Below are 12673 nucleotides of genomic sequence, written 5' to 3'. Positions count from 1 at the left end.
AAATAGGAAGTTTTTCGATTAGGTTATCTGTCTTTACTCAACTAATTGCTTTTCTAGATTTTTGTTCACAACAAATACTTCCAGCCTTTCTCCAGTATCTGTACTTAAATCACTATGGCTTGTAAGCACCTCACAACCCGTCTTTTCTTCTACAATTGCTTTTAAATCATCAATATAGAGATCTCTTAATAACATGCGCATTTGCTTGACTAAACTCTGTCCTTCGGCATGATGAATGAGATGCTTCTCCTCAACGGTGAGCACCCCTTTAAATCTTGCAATAACCATGTCTTTTAATATATATATTCTGGCTTCTTGCGGTCCTCGTCCGATTAGTTCACGTTGAAACTTAATAAAGGCTTCACTTAGTTCAGATTCTAGTTGCTTTTTGATTGTTTTCATGTCTTCCGCCCCATTCTTCAATTTTCAAGGCTTATCATACGCACACAAGAACACAGGTGTCAAATCACAAAAAACAATGATATATTGTGTTTACAATAGAATTAATGAGAAATCACTATTTAAACTTCAATAAACCAATAAAATTGAGTAATATGATCTTATATAACAATAATTATCATTTGCTTTTATGATATGGCAAGAGTAAGATTTCATTCTAAGGAGCACAACTTACACATCAAAACATACATGCTGGGGATTTTAAACTCTCATTTTAGGGTTTAGAATAGCTAGTGATTAAATACGTAACGAAAAAGCAACTTGGAAGACGTAATGTATGGAGGGCACTCAATGCCTTCCAGACGTTACGTATGCCTATGTTCTTTTTCTACAAAAAAACAAGAGTTCGTCGTTTGTGGCGAAACCCTTCTTGATGACTTGTAGAAAGATGAGCGTAGGCTTTTTGTGTTCTTATAAAAAAACAAATAGACGTTGTTTAACCGGAGGAGCCTGTCACAAAAGGGAGAAGTATACCCTTTTGTGACAGGCTTTTTTACGGTGAGGAGGCCATGGATGAAATTTTTTGAGTGTGAATTCCCGTTCTACGCAATGATTAAAGCAAGAACATTGAAACAAGCCAAAAGCCTTTACAAAAAAGAGGTGTGGTTACATGGGGGAAGCAACTGGCGGGAATTACCTAAAGATGTTGTCTTATTGAAATACGGGATGCTACACCGCGAGCATAACGAGCCACAGTTTTTACTCATGGATATTGAAGGGGATGACGCTAAGGTGCTCATCATAAAATAGTATGAAGACGTAGAGAGGGGTTGATTTTACGAGTATGCACAAAAAAGTTTTAGCAGCATTTCTATGCGTAATTGCACTTGTACTCATACCATTTTCTCTTCCTGTCCTATTGGCTTTTTTAACCGCTGCTACTCTTATGCCGCTCATTCATTTGCTTAAGCGTTTTTCGATACATCATGAATTCGCTTGTTGGATTGTGTTTGTCGGGTTGTTGACGACTATTCTCACCGCAAGTTTGTTGTTAGGTCGAACGATGATCGAACAGTTAACGTCTTTCATTCAGCGATTGCCCACATTTATGGTGATGCTCGACGAATGGTGGATGGGCTTGATCGATTCTTTGCAAGGGATTGAAGGATTTCCACCTATCCTCCTTGATCTTATTGAAGGGAATTCAGAAGGGTTATTGGATCATTGGCGTCACATGACGGATCGCATAGACATCAGCATTATGTTTGACATAGCAATAACTCATTTGCCACTTTTCGTCTTTAATGTCGTTTTTTATATCGTGCTATTGCTGTTGTTTATGCTGCAATTCCCTAAAATGATGGAACGGTTTTACGCTTCCCTTTCTGACCAATACGAACTAAAAATCAAACATATGATTGAGCGATTCAAGCACGTCGTCATCGGCTTTTTAAAAGCGCAATTTCTTGTAGGTATTCCTATAGTCATTGTTACTTTCATTGGACTTTTAATTATCGCACCAGAAGTAGCACTCATTATGACGCTGATTATTTGGATTATTGATTTTATCCCATTTATCGGTTCAATCGTTATTCTAGCTCCGTGGGCAATGATCCAGTTCATTATCGGCAACAGCACTACTGCCATCCATTTGCTTATTCTTGCTCTCATTTTGCTCGTCATCCGTAGAACGGTAGAGCCAAAATTAATGGGCACGCAAATCGGCCTGTCACCGTTATTAACGCTCGTATCCATGTATTTGGGTTTTGTTGCATTCGGACCTCTTGGCTTTTTTCTCGGGCCATTGCTTGTCATTATTTTCACTACTGCAAAAGAAGTTGGGTTATTTTCCCTAACGAAGGCAAACAATAATACTTAACATTTCCGAAGGGTTCGTGAGGTTCATTATGGTCGACCGCCAAAACAAAAAATTCTCTTTTAGCCCACCACAGTGGATCATTATCGGTTTTTTATTGTTAATTGGTACAGGTACTTTCCTCTTGTCCTTACCTTCATCAGCAAATGGCGATATCCCCATCCCGCTCATCGACGCGATGTTCATGGCGGTATCTGCCGTTTGCGTTGTTGGTCTCGCAACGATAGATGTGAGTAGTCAATTATCAATGAGTGGCCAAATTGTTCTTATGATTCTCGTCCAACTCGGCGGGCTTGGTTTTATGGTTTTCGGGGTATCTGTCGCCCTCATATTAGGAAAAATTATCGGCTTACAGTATCGGCTGTTACTCCAACCAACAACGAGCGGGTTTTCCACTAGTGACATCTCGCGTCTAGCGATTTTAATCTTTCTCTTAGCCGTTTCACTAGAAGCAATTGCCACACTCGTATTAACCATTCATTGGCAACAGGAAATGGGTTGGGGACAAGCCTTTTATTACGGAGTCTTCCACTCTATTACCGCTTTTAATAATGCCGGTTTCTCTTTGTTTTCTGACTCGATGGAAGGGTTTGTCGGAGATCCTGTCGTAAATATCACCCTCTCTTTACTGTTTATCATTGGTGGGCTTGGCTTCATGGTGCTTGTAGATGTATACCGGCAACGTTCGTGGAAAAGGCTTTCCCTGCACTCAAAAGTTGTTCTCCTTACTTCCGGTGCGTTACTGCTCATTGGTTTTATTTTTATATTTAGCATTGAGTTGTTAAATCCAGCGGCTTCTCATTTGACCTGGCAGGAGCGTTTTCTCTCTGCTTATTTTCAAAGTGCTACTCCACGAAGTGCAGGCTTTAATACATTTGAAGTGAGCGCTATGCTCGTCGCTTCCCAATTTTTTATTATTGTGCTAATGTTTATCGGCGCATCTTCAGGGGGAACAGGCGGAGGTATTAAAACGAATACATTCGTAGTGTTATTAATTGCAACACTAAATACATTCAGAAGCGGTCATGAAGTACACATATTTCGCAAGAAAATTGTCGTTGAAACGGTGATGCGGGCACTTGCTGTTGTGATCAGTTCACTCGTATGGATTATTATCGTTACCTTACTATTGTCCATTACCGAAGGATTACACGACTCCTATTTTCTCATCATCTTATTTGAAACCGTTTCTGCCTTTAGTACAACAGGCCTGTCCATGGGTTTGACGCCCGACTTAACGACGGCCGGGAAAATTATCGTCATGATTACAATGTTTGTCGGTAGGCTAGGACCGCTAACGATGGCTTACGCTCTCACACGTCAGCAAACGAGAAATCGCGTGAGATATCCTGAAGACACCATCCTCATCGGCTAAGCGAACCGTATACAAAAATGACGCCAATGCACCTATATATTAACAGGCGCATTGGCGTCGAACAGTAAATCACGTAATAAACGCTATGATATGTCGGTTTACAATCTCTGGTTGCTCCAAATGCACCCAATGGCCGGCATCACTGACTAAAATGCCATTGCCACCGACCGTCTGCTTGAGGCTCTCTTTTGCAAGAGTACGAGCGAGGAAACGATCATTCATGCCCCAAATGATCTGTGTAGGGACTCGAACTAGCTCATTAGCCGCCATGCTTTTTATGCTTAGCGGAATTGAGCGATACCAGTTGATCATTCCCGTCAACGCACCGGGATGCTGCCAACTTTGTTCATACGCCTTTGTTTCTTCTTCATTGAATACGGGTTGTTCGCTAGATACTTGTAAAGCGAGCTTCATATACGTGTAATCATCGGTTTGCAATGCTTTTTCAGGAAGGTTGCGCATTTGAAAAAAAGCGATATACCAACTTCTGAACAGTTGGGTAGGGTTTTTCACCATGCCTCGAGGGAGCACGACCGGATGCGGAATGTTAATCGGAATGAATTTCTCAACGAATTCTGGGCGCGTAGTTGCTAGATGCCAACCAACCGCGCCGCCCCAGTCGTGACCGATGATGATCGCTCGTTCTCTTCCGAATGCACCAATCAAACCGATCACATCATCTCGAAGAGCATCAATATGATAGGCGTTTACGCCGTGCGGCTTTTCACTTTGGTCATACCCCCTTTGGTTCGGGATGAGCACGTGAAAACCAGCAGCAACGAGGGGGTCGATTTGCTCACGCCACCCGTACCAAAAATCGGGAAAACCGTGCAATAAGATGACGAGTTTCCCGTTATCATCACCCGCTCGAGCCACACGCAAACAGACGCCATTTGTCGAAAGTTCTTGAAAGGTTACGCTCACACCCATCCCTCCACTATGCGGTTTGTTTGTACCTGATCGCATGCTTAGCAAAGCCGACAACGGTCATAACAATTCCAGCACCACTTACGAGAGCAAGCACCCACGTGCCCGCCATTGAGCTGTCAACAGTGAGCGAAATGATCAAAAACGATAGTAGAGCTACGGCGACGAGTGAAAGTCCTGTAATTTTTAAATGACGCGTTTGGTATTCATTAATTCCAACGTAAGCAAAGCCAGCTAAAACGAGGATAAACGGCGCCACGTACATAAATTGAGTAATTGCGACCATGTTAGGAGGCACAACACCTTTCATTATTTTTTCTTTATTGTATCCTAAATTATTGGATGTTAATATAGCGCACTAAATATCCGTATATGACAAATAATACACTTAGCGGAAATGTGATAATGAGCGCGATCCAACCGACAATTGGCGTGGTGACTACAAATAGTAGTAATGTGACGAGGCCTGATACACCTAGAAATCCTAGTCCGGTATAAACAATTTGCATCCCGTCCATTCGCTTCGTAATCAAATAGATTAGACCAGCAGTAAGTAGTAATGCTGGCAAGAGTAACCAGAGGAAACCCATGTGCTGCTCTCTCCTTCGTCCATTCCATATATTCCCTAGATTAATCGGGTACGGTTTGGTACATTGATGATTAGTGTCGAAAATCTGTTGGGAGGTTTATTGATGGAAGATCAATTTGTTTGGTTATTTGCGATTGCGAGTCTCATCGGCTCAGCTGGTGTTATTATCGCATTTCGAATGACGCTACGTAAAATGGAGCACAAACTCGATGATGCGAAACGTCATGAATCCGATGCATTACAAGTACTACAAAAAGAACAGACGAATTTCTTTATTAAAGTTCCTCTCTTTGAAGCACCTGCCATTATTCTCCTCGTCGTCGGGATGTTCTTTTTATTAAATGACGCAGGAACCGCTGTCGTTTCTGCCATTACCATTCCTGCAATTATTGCGGTAGCTTCGATTGTGGCATCATTTGTATTTATATTTATTAGCACGAGACAAACGTTGCAAGTGATTGACAAAACGCATCACGGTGCGATCCGTACCCTTGCTTTCACTGCAATACCACTCGCGAACAGTGTACCCATTATTTCAATCGTTGCGCTCATCCTTGCCCTAACAGGATTGGATTAAGGACGACACGAACGTGTTGCCTCAAACTGAGGCGGCACGTTCTCGACTTAGCTGCGCAACTTCGCACGTAACTGTTTTGCTTCTTCCCCAGTCAGTCCTCGGCGTGTATGCCCATCCCGACCTGTTGTCGTCTCTGCCATTAATAGTGAATTCCAAATTGCCTCTTCTACAGCACTTGCCGTTGCATCAAATAGATCATTCATTTCTGACGTGTCATCGCGCAGAAATTCGAACTGTTCCACCTGGTCTCCATTATGCGTCACCTGATGTGCGGTTGAAAAAGCAATGGCTACGTCGCCACTCCCGTTATGTGCCGTCGACCCCGTGCGCGCAAGCCCAAATGCTGTCCGTTTTGCGATCCGCTGTAATTGCCGTTCATTGACAGGTAAATCGGTCGCAACAATCATCATAATCGAACCTGGAGGAACATCGGTATCGTTCCTCGCTCCATAATTAGATAGCACGAGCACACCGAGCATGCCACCTGCGACACGCCGCGAGCTCGTCCCGACGCCCCCTTTGTAGCCAAGACAACTCATGCCTGTCCCTGCACCGACTGCCCCTTCCAACACAACGTCACTCGCTGTATCAATGGCTGATATTGCTTGATCAGGCCGCACGTGTAAGCCACGAATATTATTTAAATAGCCGTCGTTACACTCCCCCACGACAACATTTGCCGTACCGGTTGTTGTGCCAATTTCAGGGCACTGCTCAAACAAATGTTGCAACACGCCTTCTGTGACAGCAGGAACGCCAAACGTATTCGTTAACATGATCGGGCTTTCCAGCAACCCTAACTCTTCGAGTTGGACTAAGCCGGTCGTTTTTCCAAACCCATTAATTACAGCCGCACCTGCCAATACTTTCTCACGAAACAAGTTACCCGAATGCGGAAGGATCGCTGTCACACCCGTTCTTATGCTGTCGCCGCTATTCAATGTCACGTGACCGACACGTACACCGCTCACATCCGTAATTGCATTCCTCTCACCGGTTTCCATCGTACCAAACGTAAACCCATACTCTCTTGCACGTTTTTTCATTATGAAGATTCCCCTTTCTATTGGTTAAACATAGGCTAATACAGGAGGGATTAAAGATGGTTAATAAAGCTGATTTACCGCTTGCCATTGCTGCAGGCCAGATCGAAGAGCCACGAACGGACGTGTTAGTCCCTGAAGTCGAAGGATATACGACCACATCAACAGAGGTAAAATTGAATCGTACCATTCAAGACGAAGTATGGCAGCTCATGCTCACACAAGGGTACGGGCAAGAAGAAACCCATTTGACTGGACGGTTTGCGTTAAAGAACAATCAAGCGCGTGTGCTTAGCCTCACGTTAACGATGTATCAATTTTCCGGCGGTGCGCACGGCACAACACTCGAACACGGGTTAACGTTTGATAGCGACACCGGTCATCTGTACACGTTGCCAGAGCTATTCAAACCAAAAAGTAACTACAAAAAACTCATCAACAACAACATAAAAGCACAATTGCAAAAACGAAATTTAACTGAAGATCTGTTTAAACCTTTTGACACCATTCCAGACGATGTTCAATTTTACGTCGCTGACAAAACACTCGTCATCTTTTTTAATCAGTACGACATCTTGCCGTACGTATTTGGAATTACGTACTTCCCCATTTCATTATATGCGTTGCAAGAAGCAATCCCGGATGACGGTCCGCTCAGTCGTTTGCTCTAGTGAGCGGCCAATTTCTGACCTAAACGATACGCACCGGGAGCCATCCCGGTGTACCGTTTAAATATCTTATAAAAGTACGTATAACTGCTAAAACCCGCTGCTCCAGCAATTTGTTGCAGCGAGTGGTCTGTACGCATCATCCGCTCCTTCGCAATCCCGACCTGGACGTGATGGGTGTACCCAACAATCGTCTGGCCTGTATGCGCTTTAAACAGATGAAGCGCACGTGACGTACTCAACCCGACGTGAACGGCCACATCCGCTACCGCAAACGTTTCCGTTGCATTCTGCTCCACATACCGCATCATCTCCCTCACGATGTACGGAGTGTGCTCAGCCACTTCCCGCTGCCTCGCTCGGTCGATAAACAACAAGAGCGTCTTCAATAAATGAGCGATCACCTCTTCATTCCACTCATCCCGCGGTCGTCTCCGCTCAAGAATCATATATTGCCAAATCGTCGTCACTTGAACGTCTACACCGGTATGAACCAAACGCTCATCCCAACCTACAAACTCATCCCCCTCCACAGCCAGATGATAATCTCCACTCGGCACGTCACCGGTATATAGTTCATACGAGTCCCCGGGAGCAATGACCAAAAGATCCCCTTCTCGTTGATGAACGGTTTCTCCATTCACAACGACGACACTCTTGCCCTCGGTCTGTAAACGTAACAAGTGGGCTTCTTTCCCAAAATTGTTTGTCGTCCGAAACGGTGCAGCGTGATGAGAATAGCCGCAAATCACGACGTGGGGATGCATACATTCACCTCATTCTTTTTCTAAATAATAGCAAGATCGTTCATATTTTAACAGGATTAGAGATTCCCGCACCTGATCGTGTGATTTATGATAGGGGCGGAGGTGCAAACGTTGATTACAATATGGAATGAATTTCGTCATGAAAAAGAAGACGACCAGGTCGCTCGGCTCTATCCGAACGGAATCCACAACGTCCTAAAGGACGTCATTTCTGAAGCGGGTTACACGGTGAAAACCGCAACTTTAGATGAAGAGGAGCACGGATTGTCCGTACAGGTGCTTGATGAGACGGACGTTCTCGTCTGGTGGGGTCATAAAGCTCACGATGAAGTGGATGATCAGGTCGCAGAACGGGTTGCCGAGCGTGTGCGTCAAGGTATGGGGCTCGTCGTGTTGCACTCGGGTCATCATTCGAAAGTGTTCAAAAGGTTGATGGGGACGAGCTGTGACTTAAAGTGGCGCGAAGCCGGGGAAAAAGAGCGGGTATGGACCGTTGACCCGACGCACCCGATTGCCTCAGGGATTCCTGAGTATTTCGAATTGGAACACGAAGAGATGTACGGGGAGCATTTTGACATCCCGACGCCCGAACAGCTCATTTTTGTTAGCTGGTTCCAAGGTGGAGAAGTATTTCGAAGCGGTTGCACGTTCACGCGTGGTCTCGGCAAGATCTTTTACTTTAGGCCCGGTCATGAAACGTACCCGACGTATTATGAAACGAACGTACAGCGCGTCATCCAAAACGGGGTCGAGTGGGCACGACCGATCAATACAGCTCAACCGGTGCGCGGCAACTTTTCACCTCTTGAGAAGTCGGTTCGCTCATGAAAATACAGATTGGAATTGTTGGCACAGGAGGAATCGCAACCGATCGGCACATCCCAACCTTCATGCAACTTCAAGAGAAGTGTGACGTCTCAGCCGTGTACGATGTAGACGTCGAAAAAGCGGCACGCGTTGGGGAAGCCGTCGGGGCAAATGTGTATTCAAGTTATGAAGACATGCTCGAGCATGTGGATGCCGTCTGCATTTGTACGCCAAACGCATTTCATGCCGACTTAGCCATTGCCGCGCTCGATGCTGGCGTTCACGTGTTCTGCGAGAAGCCGATGGCGATCTCTTCAACAGATGCCGCGCGTATGAACGGCGCTGCCAAACGTTCAGGGTGTGTGCTTGCCATTGGTTTTCACTACCGATTCATGCACAACGTGCAGGTAGCCAAAAAGCAAATGGCAAGTATCGGTGACCCACTCGTCGTAAGGGTCCGTGCGATGCGGCGGCGCAAAGTACCAGGTTGGGGTGTGTTTACGTACAAATCGCTCCAAGGCGGCGGCAGTCTCATTGACTACGGTTGCCATTTACTCGACACAGCGCTTTGGCTCATCGGCAATCTTAAAGCTGTTGAAGTGACAGGCGCAACGTACAATCGGTTGAGCAAAAACCCACATCTCGTAAACGATTGGGGCGTCGTTGACTACGCGACATTTGAGGTTGATGACCACGCCACCGCGTACATTCGTTTCGAAGGAGGCGCTTCCTTATTGTTGGAATGCTCCTGGGCCGCTAACATTAAAGAAGATACCGAAGAAATCTCGATTTCTGGCAGCGATGGCGGCATAAGCGTGTTCCCTCTTGAGCTGTATCAAGACGCTGCCGAGCAAGGTGAGGCTCTGTCCAACGATTCTTATGAAATCGCACAAGCTCAGAATTTTATCGGGGCGTGCCTCGGTCAAGAAACACTCGTCGTTCAGCCAGAAGAAGCTATGCAAGTAACCGAGGTGATTGAACAAATCTATGAGAGTGCCGAGCAAGGGTAAGGGGTGAGAGCACATATCTGAAGATATGTGCTCTTAAAAATTGAGGGGCATCAACACATCCACCCCGTTGAGTGGAATTTCCCGGATACGAAAGGTAGCCTTTGCATTAAATACTCGCTCGACTTCCGTTAATGCACACCTGCATTAACGTAGCACTCATATGCTTAACAGATGCAGGTCTTCCTTTCGTTTACAATTTTTGCAGTATCCTACAAACAGAATGCTCAGTAAGTAAGCATTAACAGTACATACAGTATAGGCACAATAAATGAACAGTGAGCATATAGCTAGTAATGTAGTAAGCTAGGGAGTAGTTAGTAAGCAATTAATGAAAAATGTTGTAAATTTATACTTTACTCAGTAAGGTGCTTTCATGCAATCTCCTATCTCTCTCTTTAATGTCTCCTATCCCATAGAGCCTTTTACCACTCCTGATGTCAAATATAAGCTGTCAGGGGCATTTTTATTTAGGGAATATGCCAAGAAATACAGAGAAATGTAGTTGTAATTCAGTAGCTTATAGATCACCCACTGTAGGTTGCTGGTCTTGGGATATTCAGTAGGTAAAAGGTTCATTAGTGTTTTCTGTTATTTGTCAGTTTATGTACAGTTGAAAGGTCTGTGTATGCAGTGATATGACAGTTTTGTATGGTTAGTTGACAGTAGAGCGGTATGATGAGCAGTTGGTGAGCAGTGAGAGTCTAACATTCATAAACAGCCCAGCGCCTCCAACAGAAAAAATATTAAATTTATTTAGAAAGAAGTGGTAACAATGGCAAGAAGGGAAGTACTTAAGCCTGAGCAGTACTAAGCTATTGCATTGATGGTCTATAAAGATGTCAATGGCATGTCTAATGAGATGATCGCTAAAGAAATAGGGGTCAATCCTTCAACTATCTATGACTGGAAAAAGAAGGAGGGGTTCAATAAGGAGCTAATGAGGCAATCAGAGGAGGTGCAGAGGAGTTTCCTAGCGGACACCTACAGCCAGCTCAGGATGATCATTAACAATGACAAGGTTAAGTCAGGCAACAAACTGAAAGCTATTGAACTTGTTCTCAAGAATCAAGGAAGACTAAAGGATGTACAAGAGTCTCATGTAACAACAGAAGAAAAAGGATTAGATGGATTGCTTGATGAGCTAAAGAAAATGTAGTAAATACACAAAGATTTTACACAGCTTTAAGTCTAATTTGTCAAGGATTCAATAAGTGGGTAAGAACAATTAGTTATTTACACAGTCTTGCCCATAACCCCTACATATTGTCAAGGGATACCCCAACCAGGGGGGAGGAGCAGGGGGGAATTGCCTGAGAGCAAGCCCTCATAAAACTCTAACACCAAAATAATCCCAGTTTGCCCCTACAGTATCCTCATGTAACTCCACAGATTTCACTTTCTTTTACTTCTCATGTCCTTTATTAATTGTAAAAAAGAGCAACCCTAGTCAGGGCGCTCCTTTTTCTTATTCAAAGCAATGGCTAAGAATGCACAAAATAATCCGAAGAATGCAAACCATTGAGCGCTTATTGGTGATGAGACATTAATCCCAATTAGATTAATAGTAACCATTATCAAGGTTATTACACCAAAAACAATAGCCAAGACTCTGAATACATTTGTTAAAGTAGATAATGACTGTATACTCATGGTCGAACATGTCTCCTTATTTTAACTTATTGTCCACCAATCCAAAACACAGCCGCTGATGGCGTCATGTGAATTCGAATACCTGTATTGCCAACATTTGCTTGAGAGACTACTGCCGCACCAAGACCAGCAAGACCTCCAGCCACAACTGTAGGTACACTAAATGAAAATGCTCCTGCAATTGTAGCTATACTAGCACCGCCAACTAAAAGGTTAGAAAATGTATCTGCATCACAGGAATCCATATATACATACTGTCCCCATTCAGCCTGAACTAAGCCATCGCCACGCCCATTACATGTCTGCTGTACACCTACTGAACGATCAATTGCTACGCTGTCTTGGACAGCATTTGCGTTGTCAATATCTGTACTCGTCTCCGATACTAACACTTCATCCACACCAGCATCAATAGCACTTTCCTCATCAAAGTAAAGAACACCATTTTCGTTTTCTATGAAAGGTTCAATTGCATCAGCGTCTGCCTGAATCTGCTGTAATTCTTCATCTGTAAAAGTAGGTTCTTCTGCATTAATAGCCTGTGCGTTACCTTGATTAGCGAAAGCTAAACTACTGCCAACTCCTAACACAAAAGTCATTGCACCGATAGCTCCACGCTTTGCTCTTCTTACTGTTGAAACTTTAGACATGATATGAATCCTCCAAATACTTTTTTTTCGACAACTATTCAATAAATTGTCGATGCACCAGTTTTAACATCTAAGGATATAAGTATCAAACATATTTTACTATAAATTGTATAAATTGGAAAAAATTTAAGGGTATAAAGACCTCTATGGAAGTACTTACAGTCTATATAAAAAATTTTTAATCGGAACAAATATCTCATATATTTTTACTATATAATTCCATGTCCTTTTTCTACTCAATTTCCCCATTACAAAAGTACAGGAGCTGAATTATTAGTTATTGGCAGAGTTTTACTTACGCCAAACTGTCACAGCTTTAATTTTCTAACTAATTA

At 43.8% G+C, this 12673-nt stretch carries 15 protein-coding genes; 8 read left to right on the top strand and 7 right to left on the bottom strand.

Annotated features, from left to right (window positions below):
• Positions 1 to 33: 33 nt before the first annotated feature.
• Positions 34 to 402: a Na-translocating system protein MpsC family protein gene (locus ACE1TF_RS03490; RefSeq protein ID WP_375014288.1), complete on the bottom strand. Its 369-nt coding sequence runs from the start codon at positions 400 to 402 to the stop codon at positions 34 to 36.
• A gap of 570 nt (positions 403 to 972) precedes the next feature.
• Here ACE1TF_RS03490 and ACE1TF_RS03485 point away from each other — a divergent pair.
• From ACE1TF_RS03485 to ACE1TF_RS03475, 3 genes are read left to right on the top strand one after another with little or no spacing between them, the layout of a single operon-like run.
• A complete protein-coding gene (locus ACE1TF_RS03485) occupies positions 973 to 1209 on the top strand; it encodes a hypothetical protein (protein WP_375014286.1) in 237 nt (78 codons plus the stop codon).
• A gap of 34 nt (positions 1210 to 1243) precedes the next feature.
• On the top strand, positions 1244 to 2278 hold the full coding sequence (gene ytvI / locus ACE1TF_RS03480) for a sporulation integral membrane protein YtvI (protein WP_375014284.1): 1035 nt from the start codon (positions 1244 to 1246) through the stop codon (positions 2276 to 2278).
• A 28-nt stretch (positions 2279 to 2306) separates the two neighbouring features.
• Positions 2307 to 3650 carry a TrkH family potassium uptake protein gene (locus ACE1TF_RS03475; protein WP_375014282.1) on the top strand — a complete coding sequence of 448 codons (1344 nt, stop codon included), beginning with the start codon at positions 2307 to 2309 and terminating at the stop codon, positions 3648 to 3650.
• Between the two features lie 69 nt (positions 3651 to 3719).
• On the opposite strand, the gene ACE1TF_RS03470 is transcribed toward ACE1TF_RS03475, so the two are convergent.
• From ACE1TF_RS03470 to ACE1TF_RS03460, 3 genes are read right to left on the bottom strand one after another with little or no spacing between them, the layout of a single operon-like run.
• Positions 3720 to 4574, bottom strand: a complete 855-nt coding sequence (locus tag ACE1TF_RS03470) for an alpha/beta fold hydrolase (protein ID WP_375014280.1) — start codon at positions 4572 to 4574, stop codon at positions 3720 to 3722.
• A gap of 13 nt (positions 4575 to 4587) precedes the next feature.
• Complete coding sequence (locus tag ACE1TF_RS03465; RefSeq protein WP_375014278.1) at positions 4588 to 4863, bottom strand: hypothetical protein; 276 nt, start codon at positions 4861 to 4863, stop codon at positions 4588 to 4590.
• A gap of 49 nt (positions 4864 to 4912) precedes the next feature.
• Positions 4913 to 5167 (bottom strand): hypothetical protein, encoded by a 255-nt coding sequence (locus ACE1TF_RS03460; RefSeq protein WP_042403700.1) that lies wholly within the window; start codon positions 5165 to 5167, stop codon positions 4913 to 4915.
• A 102-nt stretch (positions 5168 to 5269) separates the two neighbouring features.
• Here ACE1TF_RS03460 and ACE1TF_RS03455 point away from each other — a divergent pair, with 102 nt between their 5' ends.
• Positions 5270 to 5743, top strand: coding sequence for a hypothetical protein (locus tag ACE1TF_RS03455; RefSeq protein ID WP_042403702.1), 474 nt, complete (start codon positions 5270 to 5272; stop codon positions 5741 to 5743).
• Between the two features lie 47 nt (positions 5744 to 5790).
• On the opposite strand, the gene ACE1TF_RS03450 is transcribed toward ACE1TF_RS03455, so the two are convergent.
• Positions 5791 to 6789 carry a DmpA family aminopeptidase gene (locus tag ACE1TF_RS03450; RefSeq protein ID WP_375014275.1) on the bottom strand — a complete coding sequence of 333 codons (999 nt, stop codon included), beginning with the start codon at positions 6787 to 6789 and terminating at the stop codon, positions 5791 to 5793.
• Positions 6790 to 6845: 56 nt separating this feature from the next.
• Between ACE1TF_RS03450 and ACE1TF_RS03445 the strand changes: the two genes are divergently transcribed.
• The gene (locus ACE1TF_RS03445; protein ID WP_375014273.1) at positions 6846 to 7457 is read left to right on the top strand and encodes a DUF3298 and DUF4163 domain-containing protein; all 612 of its coding nucleotides are present in this window, start codon (positions 6846 to 6848) and stop codon (positions 7455 to 7457) included.
• Here the strand turns inward: ACE1TF_RS03445 and ACE1TF_RS03440 are convergent.
• A complete protein-coding gene (locus ACE1TF_RS03440; RefSeq protein WP_375014271.1) occupies positions 7454 to 8221 on the bottom strand; it encodes a helix-turn-helix domain-containing protein in 768 nt (255 codons plus the stop codon). The two genes, ACE1TF_RS03445 and ACE1TF_RS03440, sit on opposite strands and share 4 nt — an antisense overlap.
• Before the next feature lie 111 nt (positions 8222 to 8332).
• Here ACE1TF_RS03440 and ACE1TF_RS03435 point away from each other — a divergent pair, with 111 nt between their 5' ends.
• From ACE1TF_RS03435 to ACE1TF_RS03425, 3 genes are all read left to right on the top strand, one after another.
• The gene (locus ACE1TF_RS03435; protein WP_375014269.1) at positions 8333 to 9049 is read left to right on the top strand and encodes a ThuA domain-containing protein; all 717 of its coding nucleotides are present in this window, start codon (positions 8333 to 8335) and stop codon (positions 9047 to 9049) included.
• Positions 9046 to 10038 carry a Gfo/Idh/MocA family protein gene (locus tag ACE1TF_RS03430; protein WP_375014267.1) on the top strand — a complete coding sequence of 331 codons (993 nt, stop codon included), beginning with the start codon at positions 9046 to 9048 and terminating at the stop codon, positions 10036 to 10038. The genes ACE1TF_RS03435 and ACE1TF_RS03430 overlap by 4 nt, the downstream gene beginning before the upstream one ends.
• A gap of 823 nt (positions 10039 to 10861) precedes the next feature.
• A complete protein-coding gene (locus tag ACE1TF_RS03425) occupies positions 10862 to 11194 on the top strand; it encodes a phBC6A51 family helix-turn-helix protein (RefSeq protein WP_375014265.1) in 333 nt (110 codons plus the stop codon).
• A gap of 520 nt (positions 11195 to 11714) precedes the next feature.
• Here ACE1TF_RS03425 and ACE1TF_RS03420 read toward each other — a convergent pair.
• Positions 11715 to 12338, bottom strand: a complete 624-nt coding sequence (locus ACE1TF_RS03420; protein ID WP_375014264.1) for a hypothetical protein — start codon at positions 12336 to 12338, stop codon at positions 11715 to 11717.
• Positions 12339 to 12673: the final 335 nt, after the last annotated feature.

This window comes from Geomicrobium sp. JSM 1781026, assembly GCF_041949955.1.
In the GTDB taxonomy this organism is placed as follows: Bacteria; Bacillota; Bacilli; order Bacillales; family Marinococcaceae; genus Geomicrobium_A.
This window is presented reverse-complemented; position numbering and strand designations above follow the sequence as displayed.